Raw genomic sequence first — 18,863 nt, 5'->3', positions numbered from 1 at the left:
GGGGTGGCGTATGTCTGCTGAGCATGTCTCCAGCGGCAGGCGTCGGCTCACCGGGCCGTCTGCCGAGCATGTCTCCAGCGGCAGGCGTCGGCTCACCGGGCCGTCTGCCGAGCATGTCTTCGGCGGTGTCCGTCGGTTCACCGGCCGGGGGTGGCGCATGTCTCCGAGCGGTGTTCGGTCACCAGGCGGGGGGTGGCGCATGGCCACCGCGCATGTCTCCGGCGGCACGTGTCGGCTCACCGGGCCGGAGGTGGCGCATGGCCACTGAGCACGCCTCCCGCAGCACCCGCCGGCCCTCCGTTCCGGGTGACCCCCGGATCACCGTCGCCGTCATCACCCGCGACCGCATCGCCAGCCTCCTGCGCACCCTGGACGCGCTGGCCGCCCTGCCCGAACGGCCGCCGGTCATCCTGGTCGACAACTCCCGGCACGACACCACCCGCCGAACCGTCGCCGGACATCCGGCGATCACCCGCCTGCTGCGGCCCGCCGGAAACACCGGAGCCCTCGGCCGCAATCTGGCCGTGCGGCACGCCCGCACCCCCTACGTCGCCTTCAGCGACGACGACTCCTGGTGGGACCCGGGCAGCCTCGCCCGCGCCGCCGACCTCCTCGACCGGCATCCCCGGCTCGGCCTGCTAGCCGCCCGCACCCTGGTCGGTGACGAGGCCGCGGACGATCCGCTCAACGCCGTGCTCGCCGCCTCCCCCCTGCCGTCCGAGCCGGACCTGCCGGGCCGCCCGGTCCTCGGTTTCCTCGGCTGCGCCTGTGTGGTCCGCCGGGACGCGTTCCTCTCCGCCGGCGGCTACCACCCGCTGCTCTTCTTCGGCGGCGAGGAGACCCTGCTCGCCTACGACCTGGCCGCCGCGGGCTGGGGTGTCGCCTACGTGCCCGCTCTGCGCGCCCGCCACCACCCCGAGGATCACGGCCGCACCGGCCGCTCCTTCCTCGTCCGGCGCAATCACGTGCTCACCACCTGCCTGCGCCGTCCCTGGCCGGTCGCCCTGCGCGCCGGCACCGACCTCGCGCTGGCGGCCGCGGCCGGCCGCCCCGGCGCGCGCCGGGCTTTGAGGGAGACCATCGCCCGGTTCCCGGCCGCCGTGGCCCGTCGCCGGCCACTGCCCCCGCACGTCGAACACGCTGCCCGCCTGCTCGACCGCGAGGCGGCCGGACGCCCCACGCCAGGCACAGACCGATGACCCGAACCACCCCCGGTGTCCGGACCGGCCCCGACGACCGTACGACCGTCGTCCTGATCACCCACAATCGCCGCGACGAGCTGCTGCACACCCTCGGGCTGCTGTGCCGGCTGCCCGAACGTCCGTCGGTGATCGTCACGGACAACGCCTCCACCGACGGCACCGCCGAGGCGGTCGCCCGGCACTTCCCCGGCATGACCCTGCTGCGGCCCGGCCGCAATCTGGGTGCCGTCGGCCGCAACCTGGCCGTCCAGCGGGTGCGCACGCCCTACGTCGCCTTCTGCGACGACGACACCTGGTGGGAACCTGGCAGCCTCGGCCGCGCCGCCGACCTGCTGGACGCCCGGCCCCGGCTCGCGGCCGTCACCGCGCGGATCCTCGTCGAACCAGCCGGCACCGAGGACCCGGTGGTGCGCGAGCTGCGCGAGTCTCCGCTGCCCGGCCCCGACTGGCTGCCCGGGCCCGCCCTGGGCTCCTTCCTCGCTGCCGCCACCGTGCTGCGCACCGAGGCATTCCGGGCCGGCGGCGGCTTCCATCCCGGCCTGTGGCTCGGCGGCGAGGAGGAACTGCTCGCCTGCGACCTGCTGCGCCAGGGCTGGTGGCTCGCCTACGCGGAGGAACTCACCGTCCACCACCACGCCTCACGGCTCCGCGACAGCACGGCCCGCCGCGTACTCGGGCTGCGCAACACCCTGTGGTTCACCTGGCTGCGCCGCCCGCTGCTGCCGGCGCTGCGCCGCACCGGGCACCTCATCCGGACCGTGCCCCGGGACATCGCCTCCGCCCGTGCCTTCGCGCACGCCACCGCCGGGCTGCCATGGGTCCTGCGCCAGCGCGACCCCGTACCGCGGGAGCTGGAACGGCGGCTGGCCGCGCTGGAACGGGCACGCCGGGACTCACCCGCTCGGCGGTACGTCGGCTGACTTTCCCGGCATCACGACACGCCCCGGAGACGTCGTTGCATCCGGCATCCAGGTGGGGGCACAGTGAACCCCCGGTCAAGAAGCGGCCGGCCGACCCTTCCTCCCGCGTCCCAGGAAGCCCGTTCCCATGGAAACCGGTCAGCCGTCCCCCTCCCGCGTCCACCCCGGCGGCCCCGCCCCACTGCTGCTGCGGACCGTGCACGAGCACCGCGCCGGACTCGGCGGAATCAGCGTCCTGACGGCACGGGGCACGGTCGACGCGTCCAACGCAGGGCGGTTCGCCGAGGCCCTCGCCGAGCACCTCGCGGACGCCGGCCGGACCGGCGACCACCCCCTGCTGGACCTGACCGAGGTGTATCTCGCCTGCCCCGCCGCGGACCTCCTGGGCCGGGCGACCGGGGACCTCGCCCGCTCCGGCCGCGCGCTGACCGTCGTACAGCCCCGGCCGCACGTGCGGGAGCCCCTGACCGCGGCCGGTCTGCCGGGGCTCCGGGTGCACGCCTCCCTGGACTCCGCCCTGCGGGCCCTGGCGGACCGGGGACCGACGCGCGCCCACCCCGGCGGACCCGGCTAGCGACCGCCGGACCAGCCGGGCCCGGGGACCGTCGCGTGTGCGGTCCGATCGCCCCGGCCCGCGGCCGCCGGACCCGCCGACCCCGTCGGCGCGGTGGATGGCGCGGTTGAGGGCGGGGCACCTACCGTGCAAAGTGGTGCCAAGGTCGGGAAGGGGCCGAGCCACTTCTTCGGGAACGTCCTGTCTGGGTGATGCGATGAAACCCTCTTCCGGCCGGTCGGCCGCACCGGCCCCCCTCGTCATCGAGTCCTCCGTCGTGGAGGGCCTGCCCGCGGAGGGCGCCCTGCTGTTGCGCATGTCCGGCAGCCTCGACGCCGACGGCGTACAGGCCTGGTCGGACGAACTGCGCGGCCACCTGGAACAGGCGGACCGCGCCGGACTGCGCCCCGTGCTCGACATGGCCCATGTGCAGCTCGGCGGCGCCGCCGTGCTGCGCACGCTCAGCGAGACGACCCGGACCCGCACCGGACGCCCGGACCTGATCATCGTCCGCGCCCGGCCCGGGGTGCGCGAGGCGGTGCACCTGGCCCGTCTGACCGGCGTCCGGCTGTACGCCACCCTCGACGAGGCGCTGCACGAGCTGGCCCGCGCCACCTCCCGGGTGGAGGAGCTGCCCGCCTGGCGGTCGCAGATGGCGGACCCGCTGCGCCCCTCCTACGAGGACCTGGCCAAGGAGGTCCGCGCGCTGCGCGCCCGGGTGCGCACCGCGCCGGTGATCGGCATGGCGCAGGGCGCGCTCATGGTCCGCTACGGTCTGCCGGACTCCGGCAGCGCCTTCCGGGTGCTGCGCGAGGTCTCGCAGCGGTTCAACGTGCCGCTGCGCGTCCTCGTCTCGGCCGTGGTGGTGGCCCGGCCCCCGAGCGGCGAGGTGTGGTTCCCGGGCCGCCGCTGCCTGCCCGTGCCGCAGCTGCGGATCCTGGCCCGCGGCGGCCGTGACCCCCGCTACCGGCGGCAGATGATCGACGCCGTCCTGAACGAGGCACTGGCCATCGGCCGGGCGCCCGCCGGGTACGTGCAGTGCGTGGACCCGGCCGTGAACGCCCTGATGCTGGAGACCCACTACGGCTGCGCGGACACTTTCCTGGACCACCTCGTACGCGGCCGGGGCGACGGCACCGCCGACGCGGCGGCCCGCACCCGGGGCCGCCAGGTGGGCGTCGCCGACGTCGCCACCGACACGCTGCTCTCCGACGACTGCCGCCGCGTCCTGCTGACCACCGGTACCCGTGCCGTCCACAGCGTCCCGGTGCTCTCCTCCTCCGGCTGCTGCACCGGCGTGATCACCGTGCACTGGCCCGACGCCGGCCACCTGCCGACGGCCGCGCAGACCGAGGCGTTCGCCCTGCTGGCCTCGGACACGGCGGCCTGGATGAGCTGGTACCACCGCTCGGTGCTCCTGGACGCCCTCGAACACCTCCACCGGGTGCTGACCCGCTCGGCACGGTGAGCCGGACCGCCCGGTCACCCCGGGCCACCCGGCCGCGCCGTGAGCGGATCCGCCGGCCGCCGAGAGCGGATCCGCCGGCGGCGTGCGTCACCCGCGCCGCCCTGGGAACCCGGACCCCGCACGTAGCACGCACCACCCGGAGGGAGTCCGGCGCATGTCCAATCCGCAGCAGCCCGAACAGCGGCGCAGTGACAAGGGAGGCGCCACCCCGCAGGACAGCGGCGAGCTGAAGGCCCGCCAGAGGCCCGACCACGGCGCGGGTGCCCGCCCGCACGGCTCGGACAAGGGCGCCAAGGGCGGGGGAGAGGGCGGAGGGGTGCCGCCGGCCCAGCAGCCCGACCATCCCTGATCCGCCGACCACCGTGATCCGTCGACCACCGTGATCCGTCGACCACCGTGATCCGTCGACCACCGTGATCCGTCGACCACCGTGATCCGTCGACCACCGTGATTCGTCGACCACTGTGGTCCCGTCGACCACCGTGATCTGTCGACGGCCCCCTCGACCGGGCGCAACGCCCTACCGAACGGCCCGCACGGGCCGTTCGCCATGTGCGGGGTGTGCGGGTATGACGGGTGCGCCGTTCGCCCGCGTTCCCGGGTGACCCCGGGTGTGCCGTTCGCCAGGTGCCAGGAGGAAGTACCGAGAGCGCCGGCCGGATGCCGGCTGCTGTGTGCCGGGACGGGAGGTATCGAGAGCGCCGGGCCGGATGCCGGATGCCGTGTGCCGGGACGGGAGCTACCGAGAGCGCCGGTTCGGATGCCGGATGGATGGCGGGTGTCGTGCGCCGGGAGTACCGGGTGCCGTGCACCGCGCGCCTCGGCGGCCGGGGGTGTCCCGGCGGCCGCGGGGCAGGCGCTACGCTCCCGACATGCGGATCTCCGTCTCCTCCGACATGGACGAACCCGTCGCCCGCCTCCTGGTGGCGGAACTGCGGCGCCGTGGCCACGACGTCCGGGAGCACGGCGCGCTGCGGCCCGGCGCCGACGCGCGGTGGGCGGTCTGTTCGGAGGCCGCCGCCCGGGAGGTGACGGAGGGGGCGGCCGACCAGGCGGTGGTGTGCTGCTGGACCGGCACCGGCGCCTCCATCGCGGCCAACAAGGTGCCCGGCGTCCGCGCGGCGCTGTGCACGGACGCCGCCACGGCCGACGGCGCACGTCGCTGGAACGACGCCAACGTCCTCGCGCTGAGTCTCAGGCTGACCTCCGAACCGGTGCTGAAGGAGATCCTCGACGCCTGGTTCGCGGCCGAGCCCAGCCAGGACCCCGAGGACCGGCAGAACGTGGCCCGCGTCGGCCGCCTGGACGCCGCCCGGGACGCTTCCTAGGGGCGTACGGCGGTCCGGCGCGGGCCGGGTTGCCGGAGGAGAAGCGGGGAGAGGGTGGTCAGGGGCTCAGTGGGCGCCGAGTCCGCCGCCGCCGAACGAGCCGCTGGAGCCCTTGCTCCAGCGTGGCCGCTCCTTCGAAGCGCTGGGCCTGGAGTCCATGTTGGACAGGTCGTAGGGGGTGAGCGGGCGTTCGCCCTTGGCGGTCCGTGGCACCTCGGCGGACTCCCGGTTCTCCTGGATCTCGCGTACCGGCCCGCCCGGCGGCATCTGGGGCTGTTCCTCGGGGCGGGGCCGCGGGGACTCCTGGGACTTGACGCGGGAGGTCATCCAGAAGCCGCCGGCGAGCAGCGCGAGGAGGGCCATGGCCACGATGAACAGAACGAGGCTCATCAGGCCGCTCGCCGCGGCCAGCTGCATCGATGCGGTGTTCATAGAACAGGGATACCCCACCCATAACCGGGCGAATCCGGACACTATGGGTTGCCGGAGGTGATGCGGAGTGACCGTGTGGCCGGGTTTCCGTGCGGCCGTTACCGTACATGCCGGAGGGGTGGTTTGCGGCCGCCCGCCCCGGCTACCCGCACGGGGTGACATCGCCGACTTCGCAGCAGCTCTACCGGTTCCTGGAGGACCGCTTCACCTGTGCGCAGGCGTGCACGGAGTGTGCCCGGGCCTGTGCGGTGCGGGCGAGCCTCGTCGACCCGGACGGCACCGAGCACCAGGAGCGGGTGCGCCGGCTGGGCATCATGTGCGCCGAGGTGTGCGACGCCACCTGCCGGGTGCTGTGCGAGGAGAACCGGCAGGACGAGGAGGGCATCCGGGTCCGGGTGGAGTGGTGCCGCTCGATCTGCCTGGAGTGCGCCCGCGCCTTCGACGAGCACCCCGGCGCCGAATCGGCCGCGGCCACCTGCCGGACCTGTGCCGACGCCTGCGTGGACTTCCTCGAGATGCTCAAGTGAGCCACCGCGCGGTGGCCGCCGGGTCCGTGAGCGGAATTCGCCGGGGTCCCGGCATTCCCAATTTCTGGAACACGTTCTACGGTGTGCGCCGTCAGGACCGCCCTTGGGGAGCCTGGAGGCGCCGTGCACCTCGACCACACGCCCGAGCAGCAGCGGCTGCGCACAGAGCTGCGCGCCTACTTCGCCGAGCTGGTTCCGGACAACGTCTACGCCCGGTACGCCGACCCGGCCGCGCAGAAGCGGTTCTACCGCGCCACCATCCGCCGGCTCGGCGCGGACGGCTGGCTCGGCGTCGGCTGGCCCGAGGAGTACGGCGGGCGCGGGATGACGGCCATGGAGCAGTTCATCTTCTTCGACGAGGCCGCGCAGGCGGGCGTACCGCTGCCGCTGATGGCGCTGAACACGGTCGGGCCGACGATCATGCGGTACGGCACCGACGAGCAGAAGGCGTACTTCCTGCCCCGCGTCCTCTCCGGCGAGATCGACTTCGCGATCGGCTACAGCGAGCCCGACGCCGGTACCGATCTCGCCTCGCTCAGGACCCGCGCCGTGCGGGACGGAGACGAGTATGTCGTCAACGGGCAGAAGATCTGGACGACCAACGGCGACACCGCGGACTGGGTGTGGCTGGCGGTGCGCACCGACCCCGAGGCCCCGCCGCACAAGGGCATCACCATGCTGCTGGTGCCGACCTCCGACCCCGGCTACTCCTGCACGGTCATCCGTACCCTGGCCTCCCACGACACCACCGCGAGCTACTACGAGGACATCCGCGTCCCCGTCTCCCGCCGGGTCGGCGAGGAGAACGAGGGCTGGCGGCTGATCACCAACCAGCTCAACCACGAGCGCGTCACCCTCGCCGCCCACGGCACCATGGCGATCCGCGCCCTGCACGACGTGCAGCGCTGGGCACGGGAGACGAAGCTCGCCGACGGCCGCAGGGTGGCCGACCTGTCCTGGGTGCGCCGGCTGCTCGCCCGCACGCACGTCCGGCTCGACGCCCTGAAGCTCCTCAACTGGCAGATGGTCACGGCCGTCCAGGACGGCACGCTCACCCCGCAGGACGCCTCGGCGGTCAAGGTCTACGGCTCCGAGGCCCGCCGCGACGCCTATGCCTGGCTCATGGAGATCGTCGCCGCGGCCGGCCCGCTGAAGGAGGGCTCGGCCGGCGCCGTCCTGCACGGCGAACTGGAACGCGGCTACCGCTCGGCGGTCATCTTCACCTTCGGCGGCGGCAACAACGAGATCCAGCGCGAGATCATCTCCTGGATAGGCCTGCGAATGCCCCGCGTACGCCGCTGACGGCCGGTGGCCCGCACCGTCACCGCCTCGTTCGACTCCGTCGCCGCTACCCCTTCGCCCCGCCCCGCATGAACTCCCGGAAGGCTTCGCGCGACCGCCGTCGCAGAGACGACGACGTCCACCACGCCGTGCGCCGTATGGCCTCCTGCTCAACCTCACGCTCGCTGCATCAGCGCGAGCAAGGAGCTCTCCCGCATGGAACGGGGTCATCGGCAGTACGCCCCTGGGCGACCCCGAGAGCCACTCAGGGATTCCGGCGGTGCAGGGAGTCGAGGAGGGCGACCTCGTCCTCGGAGAGCCGGAGGGCGCCTGCGGCTACGTTCGCTACCAGGTGGTCGGGGTCACCGGTGCCCGGGATGGCCAGCACGTGCGGGCCGCGGTGCAGGGTCCAGGCGATCCGCACCTGGGCAGGGCTGGCCTCATGCGCCCGGGCGACGGCCAGGATCTCCGGATGGTCGCTGTCGCTCGCCCCGGCTTGGCGCCCGGTGGCGGCGATCGCGTAGAACGGCACGAAGGCGACACCCTGCTCACCGCAGGTGCGGACGAACGCGTCCTGGTCGGGCCGCAGTCCGAGACCGTACATGTTCTGCACGCACACCACGGGCGCGATGGCCTGGGCCTCGGCGAGGTGATGGGGGAGGACGTTGGAGATGCCGAGGTGGCGGATGAGCCCGGCTTCGCGCAGCTCGGCCAGCGCACCGAAGCGCTCGGCGATCGAATCGGCGCCGACGATACGGAGGTTCACCACGTCCAAGTGGTCACGGCCGAGCTGGCGCAGGTTCTCCTCGACCAGTCCGCGCAACTGATCCGGCCTGGCGTGGGGCAGCCACGCTCCCGACGGGTCGCGCGGCTCCCCGACCTTGGTGGTGATGACGAGGTCGTCCGGGTAGGGGGCCAGGGCTCGGTTGATCAGTTCGTTGGCCGAGCGCAACGCTGAGAAGTAGAACGCGGCGGTGTCGATGTGGTTCACACCGAGCTCGACAGCGCGGCGAAGCACGCTGATCGCCTGGTCGCGGTCGCGCGGGACGGCGTCGGGCACCAGCGCCTTGCCGGTCTGTGGCAGGCGCATCGCCCCGAAGCCGATCCGGTTGACCGTGAGGTCGCCCAGCTTCCAGTTTCCCGACGCGGCGGCGGTGATCGTCTCTGAGGTCATGCGGGAATGATCTCCACACGCTATGGTGGCCGCCATTGATTCAGGTATGGGTGAATCCTTGGGGGAGGACTCCTGGCGGAGCTTGCGTTCTCGGCTGGAGACGTGGCGCAGGTGCGGTTCGCCGTCTCGCCGATGTGGCACGTCGGGAGCAGCTTCCGGCTGCTGGCCTCCGGTACCGCGGATCCCGTGCACCGGCATTGGCTGGAGCAGGTGCGGCCACGGGTCGCGGCAGCTGGATTGGACAAGGCGTGGCTCGCCGAACTGATCCCGCCCTCGGGCTACGCCCCGGACTTCCTCAACCCGGCACCTACCGGGCCGGCTCCCACACTGGCGGCGGAGCTGGCCGCGGTCGTGGCCGCTCCTGCGGACCGTATCCGAAAGGACCTCGACCACCTCGGACACCACCAGGGCGGCATCGGGCCCCGGCTGCGGTCCCTGTACGCCGATCCGCCCACCCGCCTGGCACGGGTCGCGGAGGAGATCGAGACCTACTGGGAACTGGCACTCGCTCCGTACTGGGCGCGGATCCGCACGGTACTGGACGCCGACATCTTCCACCGTGCCCGCCAGGTCGCGCAGTACGGACCCGGCCACCTCTTCAACGAGCTGCACCCGCAGGTCAGCTGGAACGACGACGTACTGCGGCTCGTCCGCTGGCCGAGGTCCCTGTCCCGGGAGACGGCAGGTGCAGGGCTGCTCCTGATCCCCTCGGCTTTCAACGGGCCCGGCCTGTCCACACGCGTCGCCCCGCCGGACCCCCCGCAACTCGCCTACCGAGCCCGCGGCACCGGCACACTGTGGGAACGCCGCGCCGTCACCAGCACCGCGGCGATCGTCGCCGTGCTCGGCCGTGCACGGACCCTCCTGCTCACCGAACTGGTCGCTCCGGCCACAACGACGGAACTGGCTCACCGCACCGGGATCTCCAAGGCCGGGGTCTCTCAGAACCTCACGGCACTACGCGATGCCGGTTTCGTCACCGCCCACCGGGCCGGCCGCTCGGTGCTGTACGCACGCACGTCCGTCGCAGAATCCGTCCTCGCCGCCAGCCGGTGACCAGCGACAGTTCGGCGAAGCGCGCCGCCACGGGCCAGGTGACGATCGGTCCAGCGCCGGCTGCGTCACCCAGTCGACTGGCCGGCGCGACGAGGTGCTCCGGTGACGCAAGCGAACACCCCCTTGAAGATAGAGGGACGCCGAAGGCTCGTGGAGCGCCTCCGCAGCCGCCCCATCGCGCACGGCGGACTTGCTTCGGGCAGAGCGTCCACCATCCGGATGGTGAAGCCGGACACCGAGGGCAGGAACGCCACCGGGCGGGAAGCGCCCGCACTCGCGCTTCCCGCCCTTCCCCTGTGACGCCGTGCGGGACCCTCACCCCGCCGGCGGTACGGGCCCCTCAGCCCGTGCCTCGCACCAGGTCCTCAGCCCTGGTCGTAGGTGTGGAACCCCCGTCCGCTCTTCCGGCCGAGCAGCCCCGCCTCCACCATCCGGTGGAGCAGCGGCGGTGGCGCGTAGAGCGGCTCGCGGAACTCGTCGTAGAGGGACTCGGCGATCGCGGCGACGGTGTCCAGACCGATCAGGTCGGCGAGTCTCAGGGGGCCCATCGGGTGAGCGCAGCCCAGTTCCATCCCGGTGTCGATGTCTGCGGCCGTGGCGAAACCGGACTCCGCCATCCGGACGGCGGAGAGCAGGTACGGGATGAGCAGCGCGTTGACGACGAAGCCGGCCCGGTCCTGGGAGCGGATCACGGTCTTGCCGAGCACACGGGCCGCGAAGTCCTCGACCGTGGCCGTCGTGGTGGCCGACGTGTGCAGCGAGGTCACGACCTCCACCAACGGCAGCACGGGGACGGGGTTGAAGAAGTGCAGTCCCACGACCCGGTCCGCGCGGCTCGTGGCCATGCCGAGCCGCATGATCGGGAGGGAGGACGTGTTGGTGGCGAGAACCGCGGCAGGATCCTCGACGATCTTGTCGAGGGCGGCGAACAGCTCCGCCTTGGCATCCGCGTTCTCCACAACCGCTTCGACGACGAGCTGCCGGTCGGCCAGGTCCTCCAGGTCACCGGTGAAGACGAGGCGGGCGAAGGCGTCCTGTGCGGCGGCCTGCTCCAGCCTGCCGCGCTGTACGGCGCGGTCGAGAGCTGCCGCGACTCGGTCCCGCGCGGCGCGGGCCGCCACCGCGTGCACTTCGCACACCACGGTGTCCAGCCCGGCACTTGCGCAGACCTCGGCGATGCCGGCACCCATCCGGCCGCCGCCCACGACGCCGACGCGTCTGATGTCCCCGCTCATGCCGCGGCCTCCGTCCGGCGCACGAGGTGCCGGCTGCAGGCGTCCGGGGTGAAGAAGAGTGGCAGCTCGCCTGTCAGCGCGGTGCGTTCGAAGAGGGCGCGGATGGCGTCGACGGGTGCCCACGGGTATTCGGCGCCGAGCGCGGCGATCTCGTCGCCGAGCAGTTCGATGACCGTCTCGCGGTCGATCATCCGGTGCCGCAGCCACTGCCAGATCTGCACCCGCGCGATCTCCGCGGTGGCGGCGTCCTCCATGAGGCCGTACAGGGCGACGGCGCCCTGGCCGCGCAGCCAGGCGGCGAAGTAGCGCAGGGCGACGGCGATGTTCGTACGCACGCCCTCCGCGGTGGGCGGCCCATCGATCCGGCGCACCGACAGCAGGTCCGCAGCCGTCACCTCCACGTCCTCCCTGGTCCGGTCGATCTGATGCGGCCGGTCGCCGAGGACCCCGTCGAAGACCTTGCGGCAGACGGGCACGAGACCGGGGTGGGCCACCCGGGATCCGTCGAAGCCGTCCTCGGCCTCCCGCTCCTTGTCCAGCCGGACCTTGGCGAGCGCGGCCTCGTGGGCGGCCTGGTCCTTGTCCGGCACCTGTGCGGCCATGCCGCCGATGGCGTGTGCGCCGCGCTTGTGACAGGTGCGCACGAGGAGTTCGGTGTACGCGCGCATGAAGGGGGCGGTCATGGTGACCTTGGCGCGGTCGGGCAGGAGGAAGTCGGTGCGGTGGCCGAAGGTCTTGATCAGGCTGAACAGGTAGTCCCAGCGGCCCGCGTTGAGCCCGGCACTGTGCTCGCGCAACTCGTAAAGGATCTCCTCCATCTCGAAGGCGGCGGTGATCGTTTCTATGAGGACGGTGCCGCGGGGGATGCCGAGGAGTTCCTGTGCGGTGACGAAGATGTCGTTCCACAGCCGGGCCTCGTACCGGTTCTCCAGCTTCGGGAGGTAGAAGTACGGGCCGTGGCCGGCGTCGATCTGCCGCTGGGCGCAGTGGAAGAAGTACAGGCCGAAGTCGACGAGCGCGGCGGGCACGGGACGTCCGTCGTACTCCAGGTGCTCCTCGTCGAGGTGCCAGCCGCGCGGCCGGACCATGATGGTGGCGAGCCGCTCGCCGAGCCGGTACTCCTTGCCCTCGGGGGTGCTGAAGTCGATGCGGCGCTCGATGGCGTCGAGCAGGCCGAGCTGGCCGCCGATGACGTTGTCCCAGGTGGGGGCGGTGGCGTCCGCGAAGTCGGCCATCCACACCCGCGCACCGGAGTTGAGGGCGTTGACCGTCATCCGGCGGTCCGGCGGGCCGGTGATCTCGACGCGGCGGTCGGTCAGTCCGGGGGCTGGTGGTGCGACGCGCCAGGACGGGTCGGCGCGGACGGCGGAGGTGACCATCGGGAAGTCGAGCGGGGCGCCGGCGGCCAGCCGCAGTACCTGCCGGCGGCGCTCCCTCATCAGGTCCGGCCTGCGTGTGCCGAAGGCCGCGGCCAGACGGCCCACGAAGTCAAGGGCGGCGGGCGTGAGGATCTCGTCGTGCCGGTCGCCCAGGGGCGCGAGAACACGGACGTGGTGGGTCGGGGCACTGGTGGACATCGCTTCTCCTGGAGGAGGGGCGGGACGGTACGGAAGCGGGGGCCGGACGGGGACGGTCGTACGGCCCCGCTCGGCCTGTCGGGCCGGACAGGTCCCGACAGGGCCTAGTGGAACTGCTCCTCCTCCGTGGAGCCGGTCAGGGCGGTGGTGGAGGAGGCGGGGTTCACGGCGGTGGAGACCAGGTCGAAGTAGCCGGTGCCGACCTCGCGCTGGTGCCTCACCGCGGTGAAGCCGTGCTCCTGCGCGGCGAACTCCCGTTCCTGAAGGTCGACATAGGCGGTCATGCCGTGCTCGGCGTAGCCGCGGGCCAGGTCGAACATGCCGTGGTTGAGGGAGTGGAAGCCGGCCAGGGTGATGAACTGGAAGCGGTAGCCCATCGCACCCAGCTCCCGCTGGAACTTGGCGATCTGGTCGTCGTCCAGCGCCGCCTTCCAGTTGAAGGACGGCGAGCAGTTGTAGGCCAGCATCCGGTCCGGGTACCGCGCATGGATCGCCTCGGCGAACTCGCGGGCCTGCGCGAGGTCGGGCGTACCCGTCTCCACCCAGATCAGGTCGGCGTACGGGGCGTAGGCCAGGCCACGCGCGATGACCGGTGCCATGCCGTTGCGGACCCGGTAGAAGCCCTCGGCGGTGCGCTCACCGGTGACGAACTCGGCGTCGCGCTCGTCGACGTCGCTGGTCAGCAGGTTCGCGGCGAGCGCGTCGGTGCGGGCGATGATCAGCGTGGGCACGTCGGCGATGTCGGCGGCGAGCCGGGCCGCGTTCAGTGTGCGGATGTGCTGGGAGGTCGGAACCAGGACCTTGCCGCCGAGGTGGCCGCACTTCTTCTCCGAGGCGAGCTGGTCCTCGTAGTGGATGCCGGCCGCGCCGGCCGCGATCATCGCCTTGGTCAGCTCGAAGGCGTTCAGCGGACCGCCGAACCCGGCCTCGGCGTCGGCGACGATCGGGGCCAGCCAGTCGGTGGTGTCCCCGGCGTCCTCGGCGGTGGCGATCTGGTCGGCGCGCAGCAGCGCGTTGTTGATCCGGCGCACCACCTGGGGAACGGAGTTGACGGGGTACAGGCTCTGGTCGGGGTAGGTGTGGCCGGCCTGGTTGGCGTCGGCGGCGACCTGCCAGCCGGACAGGTAGATGGCCTGGAGGCCGGCCCTGACCTGCTGGACGGCCTGGCCGCCGGTCAGGGCGCCGAGGGCGTGGACGTAGTCCTGCTCGTGCAGCCGGCGCCACAGTCGCTCGGCGCCGCGCCGAGCCAGGGTGTGCTCCTCACGGACACTGCCGGAGAGCCGGACCACGTCCGCGGCGCCGTAGGTGCGTTCGATGCCCCGCCACCGCGGGTCGGTGCCCCAGCGCCGCGCGAGTTCCTCGGCCGCCTGCGTCCTCGCCTCTGCCATCACTGTCACGTCTCCTCGATCTGTGCGGTCTGCCAAGCCCGTGCGGCTGGAAGCAGGGGTGGCACGGTGTGTCGTCTCGTTGGGGTGCGGCCCGCCGTCACCCCGGAGGGCGAGAGCGAGCAGTGCTGCCGGTGCAGAACGCCGCCACGGCCGGGATCGCCGACGTCAGGGCAGTGAGTCGGGCCCCGGTTCCGGGCGGTTCCTGCCGGGGGTCCGGCGGGCCGCACGGAAACTCTGGCAGTGGCACTGAGTGTCAACAACCGTGGACGATTGCCAACTTCTGCGAATCTTCTCGCCGCCTTTTGCCAAGGTTGCGAAGGACTTCACGGATCCCGGGTGGCTTACACTCGCGATCACCCGGACCCGGAGGATCACACCGTGGGCAAGACCTACGCGGGAGCGCGCCTGCGGCGACTGCGCGAGGAGCGCCGCATGAGCCAGGCGGAACTCGCCCGCGTCCTGGGCATCTCCCCCAGCTACCTCAACCAGATGGAGCACGACTCCCGCCCCCTCACCGTGCCCGTCCTGCTCAGGCTGACGGAGACCTTCGGCATCGACCCCGGCTTCTTCTCCGAGCGCGACACGACCCGCCTCGTCGCCGACCTGCGCGAGGCGCTGACGCGGGAGATCGCCGCCGCCCGGATCTCCGCGTCCGACCTCGCCGAACTGGCCTCGCGTCTGCCTGCCGTCGCGCAGGTCCTCCTCGACCTGGGCCGCCGGAACCAGCTCCTGACCGAGGGCCTCACCGGAGCGGCCGACGGCCGCGGCACGGCGGGAGAGACGCCCCGCTCACCCCACGAGGAGATCCGGGACTTCTTCTACCGCCGCCAGAACTACCTCCACGACACCGACCTCGCGGCCGAGCGCCTGGCCGGGGAGATCGGCATCCGGCCCGGCGAGGTCGTACAGGTACTCACGGACCGCCTGACCGCGGTCCACGGCATCCGCTTCTCGGCCGACCCCGGCGACCACCTGCACCGCTACGACGAGGCCACCCGCACCCTGCGCCTGTCCAGCCGCCTGCGGCCCGGCCAGCGCGCCTTCCGCATGGCCACCCAGCTCGCCCTGCTGGAACACGGCGACGAACTCGACCGCCAGGCCGCCGAGGACTTCGAGCCCGGCTCGCCGGCCCACCGCCTGGCCCGCATCGGGATCGCCAACTACTTCGCGGCGGCCCTGATCCTGCCGTACGGCGCCTTCCACGCCGCCGCCGAGGAGGTGCGCTACGACATCGAACGCCTCACCGACCGCTACGGCCTCGGCTACGAGACCGTCTGCCACCGCCTGAGCACCCTCCAGCGGCCCCGGCTGCGCGGCGTGCCCTTCTCCTTCGTCCGCGTCGACCGGGCCGGCAACATGTCCAAGCGGCAGTCGGCGACCGGCTTCCACTTCTCCCGGGCCGGCGGCACCTGCCCGCTGTGGAACATCTACGAGGCGTTCGCCGCCCCCGGCCGCATCCATGTCCAGATCGCCGAAATGCCCGACGGGCAGCGCTACCTGTGGACCGCGCGAGCCGTCACCCGGCACCGCGGTGGCTGGGGCGAGCCCGGTAAGACCTTCGCCATCGGCCTCGGCTGCGAGATCCGCCACGCCTCACGGCTGGTCTACTCCGAGGGCCTCGACCTCGGCAACACCTCCGTCGCCACCCCCATCGGCATGGGCTGCCGCGTCTGTGAGCGCCTGAACTGCTCCCAGCGAGCCGCGCCCCCGCTCGGCCATCCGCTCCTCGTCGATCAGAACAGCAGTACGTTCGTGCCGTACCCGGTCGAGGACGGCGGCGGGCCCAAGTGACCGGACCGGAGGGGCCGTCGTCGCCGGCGGCGTGAGCACGAGTGGCCGGCCGCTCCGCTGCGCCTGTCCGCCACGGGCTCCGAGACCTCACCCTCCGCCGAGAACCTCACCCTCCGTCGAGGATCTCGCCCTCCGACCGTTGAGAACATCACCCTCCGACCTTCGCGAAGACGGCCCACGCACGGGCTTCCTGTCCACGCCGTTTCCACAGGCCGACGAGTGGCCGGGCCGGTGCGGACAGCGAACGTTGCCTGGTGCCGACCGGCAAGCCCGGTCACACTGGAACCGTCGGGCACACGGTGGCGCACGGCGGCGATCGCTCTCACCGGCGGCGCCTCGAAGCCTCGGGTGGAGCCGAAGGGCCCTCGTCCCGGGCGGGGGCAGGTGCGACCGTGAGACCGTCCCCCGCGTGCTGTACGAAGAGGCAGCCCCATGAAAGGCGGTGGGGACGATGGCACTCCCCCTGGTCGTGGGTGTCGACGGATCCGAGTCCTCCCTCCTCGCGGTCGACTGGGCCGTGGACGAAGCCGCCCGCCACGATCTGCCGCTCAGACTGGTCTACGCCTCGCTCTGGGAGCGCTACGAGGGCGCACTGCCACCCGGCGGTGGGGAGCGCCCCTCCGAGGAGGTGCTCGCCCAGCACATCGTGACCTCGGCGGCGGACCGCGCCGAGCGGCACAACCCGGATGTGAAGGTCACCACCGACATCGTCCCGGAGGACGCCGCGGCCGCCCTCGTACGCGAGAGCGACGGCGCGTTCGCGCTGGTGACGGGCTCCCGCGGGCGCGGTCTGCTCAAGGGTCTGCTGCTCGGCTCGGTCGGACTGGCCGTCGCGGCCCGGGCCCACTGCCCCGTCGTGGTGGTACGGGGTGACCGAGCGGGACTCGCCGGTACGCACGGGCGGATCATGCTCGGCCTCGCCGACGCCGACACCGGCGCCGAGGCCCTGCGCTTCGCCTTCCGCGAGGCCGCGGTACGCGATTGCACCCTGGACATCGTGCGTACCTGGCGCCATCCCGCCTACGGTGCGGAGGGAGACCCGCTGCCGGCGGACAAGCGGGCCGACGCGGACGCTTCGGCGCTGCTCGACACGTCGCTCGGCGACCTGATCGTCGCCCATCCGAAGGTCCGGGTGCACCGTTCGGTGATCGAGGGAAACGCGAGCCGGATCCTCGTGGACAGGTCGGCGGCTTCGGACCTCGTGATCGTCGGCGCCCTCCGCAGGACGGGCCGCTTCGGCCTCCAGCTCGGCCGGGTGGGCCACACGCTGCTGCATCATGCCCAGTGCCCGGTCGCGGTGGTGCCCGGGCGCTCGTGAACTCCCCGCGGGCCCCCGGGCGGCGGCCTCGGTGAGCGGCGATTCATCGGGCGGCGACCCTACCTCGGGGAGCGGCGACTCACCGAGCTGCGGCCTCGGGGAGCGGCGACTCACCGGGCGGCGACCCGGCCTCGGTGACGGCGACCTCAGCGAGTCAGACGCTCACCCGGCTCCTGCGGCTCCAGGTGCGACGCGAGGACGGCGGCCTGGACACGGCGGCGGACGCCCAGCTTCGCCAGCATGCGCGAGATGTGGTTCTTCACGGTCTTCTCCGACAGGAACAGCCGCTCGCCGATCTCACGGTTGGTGAGACCGTCCCCGACCAGGGCGAGGATGTCCCGCTCACGGGGCGACAGACCGGCCAGCTCGGGCGGCAGCGACGGGGTCGCCGGATCGGTGCGCAGGGAGCGCATGAGCCTGGCCGTGGTCGCCGGGTCGAGCATCGACTGCCCGGAGGCGACGGTACGGACCGCGGAGACCAGGTCGGACCCCTTGATCTGCTTGAGCACGTAGCCCGAGGCTCCGGCCATGATGGCGTCCAGCAGGGCGTCCTCGTCGTCGAACGAGGTCAGCATCAGGCAGGCCAGCTCCGGCATGCGGCTGCGCAGTTCGCGGCAGACCGTGATGCCGTCGCCGTCCGGCAGCCGCACGTCGAGCACCGCGACGTGCGGGCGCAGGGCGGGGCCGCGGACGAGGGCGTGCTCGGCGGTGTCCGCGTCGCCGACCACGGAGATGTCGGGTTCGGCGTCGAGCAGGTCGGACAGGCCGCGCCGCACGACCTCGTGGTCGTCCAGCAGGAACACGCGGATCGGGTGCTGCTCCGTGAAGGTGCGTGTCTCGGTCATGACGACCTCTCGTTCCCGGGGACGGGCAGACCGCGGGCTGCCCTGGATGCCGATCATCCATCCCGCGGTGCCGCACGGACTAGGGCCGACCGGCCCCACTCACGCCGACCCGCCACTCCCGCGTCGGCCGCGCGATCTCTTCGAAGGGGGGCCGCCGGCCGACGGCGGCGGCCGTGGGCGTCATGACGGCGCTGACGATGTGCGGAGTGCCGTACATGGTGGCTCCATGAGTCTGTGCAGTCCGTCCGCGGCGGCCCGTCCCCCTCCCAGCATGTGCCGGTGCCGGTGCCGGGGCAGGGGCCAGGGGCCGGCAGGCCCCCGGGCAGGCCCTTCGGCTCATGCCGCCCGGACGGCGGCTTCATGCCGCCCGGAGGCGCACGGCGGGCGGGCGGCCGTGACGCCGTGCACGGGCACGCGGCACCGCCCCGGGCGGACTCGGGGCCGTTCGGCCCCCTGCGGGGACTTGCGGCCCCTCACGCCGGGCGCACCGCGTCCCCACCCTGAAAGCGGATCCCGGCACCGGGAGGTGGAGACGATGAACCGAACCGTCACGGTGGGTCTCGACGAGGGACTGCGGCTGCGCCACCCCGGTGTCGAGACCGCCTCCTTGGCCGTCGTCGGCCGGCGCATCCGCATGAGCCGCCTCGGCACGCACACCGGCCACGTCGCGCACGCCTTCCTGCGCCACGCCGAGGCCCCGGTGGCCGTGATCCCGCACGACTGAACCGTCACCCGGAGGTACCCGGTAAGGCGGTGAGCCCACGACAG

General features: G+C 72.7%; 18 protein-coding genes. 12 read left to right on the top strand and 6 right to left on the bottom strand.

Going from position 1 to position 18,863, the window contains the following annotated elements:
• Window positions 1-257: 257 nt before the first annotated feature.
• The 6 genes from JK361_RS31350 to JK361_RS31325 all read left to right on the top strand — a co-directional run bounded on the left by JK361_RS31350 (window position 258) and on the right by JK361_RS31325 (window position 5,471).
• Window positions 258-1,199 carry a glycosyltransferase family 2 protein gene (locus JK361_RS31350; protein ID WP_201824667.1) on the top strand — a complete coding sequence of 314 codons (942 nt, stop codon included), beginning with the start codon at window positions 258-260 and terminating at the stop codon, window positions 1,197-1,199.
• Window positions 1,196-2,122, top strand: a complete 927-nt coding sequence (locus tag JK361_RS31345) for a glycosyltransferase family 2 protein (RefSeq protein ID WP_201824666.1) — start codon at window positions 1,196-1,198, stop codon at window positions 2,120-2,122. The genes JK361_RS31350 and JK361_RS31345 overlap by 4 nt, the downstream gene beginning before the upstream one ends.
• Before the next feature lie 127 nt (window positions 2,123-2,249).
• Window positions 2,250-2,696, top strand: coding sequence for an STAS domain-containing protein (locus tag JK361_RS31340; protein WP_236053848.1), 447 nt, complete (start codon window positions 2,250-2,252; stop codon window positions 2,694-2,696).
• Between the two features lie 196 nt (window positions 2,697-2,892).
• A complete protein-coding gene (locus JK361_RS31335) occupies window positions 2,893-4,143 on the top strand; it encodes an ANTAR domain-containing protein (RefSeq protein ID WP_201824664.1) in 1,251 nt (416 codons plus the stop codon).
• A gap of 154 nt (window positions 4,144-4,297) precedes the next feature.
• Window positions 4,298-4,492 (top strand): hypothetical protein, encoded by a 195-nt coding sequence (locus tag JK361_RS31330; RefSeq protein WP_201824660.1) that lies wholly within the window; start codon window positions 4,298-4,300, stop codon window positions 4,490-4,492.
• A 523-nt stretch (window positions 4,493-5,015) separates the two neighbouring features.
• Window positions 5,016-5,471 carry an RpiB/LacA/LacB family sugar-phosphate isomerase gene (locus JK361_RS31325; RefSeq protein ID WP_201824658.1) on the top strand — a complete coding sequence of 152 codons (456 nt, stop codon included), beginning with the start codon at window positions 5,016-5,018 and terminating at the stop codon, window positions 5,469-5,471.
• A 66-nt stretch (window positions 5,472-5,537) separates the two neighbouring features.
• Here JK361_RS31325 and JK361_RS31320 read toward each other — a convergent pair whose 3' ends face one another.
• On the bottom strand, window positions 5,538-5,903 hold the full coding sequence (locus tag JK361_RS31320; protein WP_236053847.1) for a DUF6479 family protein: 366 nt from the start codon (window positions 5,901-5,903) through the stop codon (window positions 5,538-5,540).
• Between the two features lie 155 nt (window positions 5,904-6,058).
• On the opposite strand from JK361_RS31320, the gene JK361_RS31315 reads away from it, so the two are divergent.
• Entirely contained in the window at window positions 6,059-6,430 is a 372-nt protein-coding gene (locus JK361_RS31315; RefSeq protein WP_201824651.1) for a four-helix bundle copper-binding protein, read from the top strand.
• A gap of 123 nt (window positions 6,431-6,553) precedes the next feature.
• Window positions 6,554-7,732 carry an acyl-CoA dehydrogenase family protein gene (locus JK361_RS31310; protein WP_201824649.1) on the top strand — a complete coding sequence of 393 codons (1,179 nt, stop codon included), beginning with the start codon at window positions 6,554-6,556 and terminating at the stop codon, window positions 7,730-7,732.
• A gap of 244 nt (window positions 7,733-7,976) precedes the next feature.
• Here the strand turns inward: JK361_RS31310 and JK361_RS31305 are convergent, their stop codons facing one another.
• Entirely contained in the window at window positions 7,977-8,885 is a 909-nt protein-coding gene (locus JK361_RS31305) for an oxidoreductase (RefSeq protein ID WP_201824647.1), read from the bottom strand.
• A 102-nt stretch (window positions 8,886-8,987) separates the two neighbouring features.
• Between JK361_RS31305 and JK361_RS31300 the strand changes: the two genes are divergently transcribed.
• Window positions 8,988-9,941 (top strand): ArsR/SmtB family transcription factor, encoded by a 954-nt coding sequence (locus tag JK361_RS31300; RefSeq protein ID WP_307787364.1) that lies wholly within the window; start codon window positions 8,988-8,990, stop codon window positions 9,939-9,941.
• A gap of 365 nt (window positions 9,942-10,306) precedes the next feature.
• Here JK361_RS31300 and JK361_RS31295 read toward each other — a convergent pair whose 3' ends face one another.
• The 3 genes from JK361_RS31295 to aceA form a co-directional block, all read right to left on the bottom strand.
• Window positions 10,307-11,176: a 3-hydroxybutyryl-CoA dehydrogenase gene (locus JK361_RS31295; protein WP_201824645.1), complete on the bottom strand. Its 870-nt coding sequence runs from the start codon at window positions 11,174-11,176 to the stop codon at window positions 10,307-10,309.
• Window positions 11,173-12,753: a malate synthase A gene (gene aceB, locus JK361_RS31290; protein WP_201824643.1), complete on the bottom strand. Its 1,581-nt coding sequence runs from the start codon at window positions 12,751-12,753 to the stop codon at window positions 11,173-11,175. Before aceB ends, JK361_RS31295 begins: the two co-directional genes overlap by 4 nt.
• Window positions 12,754-12,857: 104 nt before the next feature.
• Window positions 12,858-14,141, bottom strand: a complete 1,284-nt coding sequence (gene aceA, locus JK361_RS31285) for an isocitrate lyase (protein ID WP_201824642.1) — start codon at window positions 14,139-14,141, stop codon at window positions 12,858-12,860.
• 378 nt (window positions 14,142-14,519) lie between these two features.
• On the opposite strand from aceA, the gene JK361_RS31280 reads away from it, so the two are divergent.
• The gene (locus JK361_RS31280; RefSeq protein WP_201824640.1) at window positions 14,520-15,932 is read left to right on the top strand and encodes a short-chain fatty acyl-CoA regulator family protein; all 1,413 of its coding nucleotides are present in this window, start codon (window positions 14,520-14,522) and stop codon (window positions 15,930-15,932) included.
• Between the two features lie 451 nt (window positions 15,933-16,383).
• The gene (locus JK361_RS31275) at window positions 16,384-17,250 is read left to right on the top strand and encodes a universal stress protein (RefSeq protein WP_201824638.1); all 867 of its coding nucleotides are present in this window, start codon (window positions 16,384-16,386) and stop codon (window positions 17,248-17,250) included.
• A 146-nt stretch (window positions 17,251-17,396) separates the two neighbouring features.
• Here the strand turns inward: JK361_RS31275 and JK361_RS31270 are convergent, their stop codons facing one another.
• The gene (locus tag JK361_RS31270; RefSeq protein WP_201824635.1) at window positions 17,397-18,095 is read right to left on the bottom strand and encodes a response regulator; all 699 of its coding nucleotides are present in this window, start codon (window positions 18,093-18,095) and stop codon (window positions 17,397-17,399) included.
• A gap of 535 nt (window positions 18,096-18,630) precedes the next feature.
• Here JK361_RS31270 and JK361_RS31265 point away from each other — a divergent pair.
• Window positions 18,631-18,819, top strand: coding sequence for a hypothetical protein (locus JK361_RS31265; RefSeq protein WP_372448761.1), 189 nt, complete (start codon window positions 18,631-18,633; stop codon window positions 18,817-18,819).
• Window positions 18,820-18,863: the final 44 nt, after the last annotated feature.

This window comes from Streptomyces musisoli, from assembly GCF_016741855.1.
In the GTDB taxonomy this organism is placed as follows: domain Bacteria; phylum Actinomycetota; class Actinomycetes; order Streptomycetales; family Streptomycetaceae; genus Streptomyces; species Streptomyces musisoli.
The sequence above is the reverse complement of the archived record's forward strand: the minus strand, read 5'-3'. Positions and strand labels throughout refer to the sequence as shown.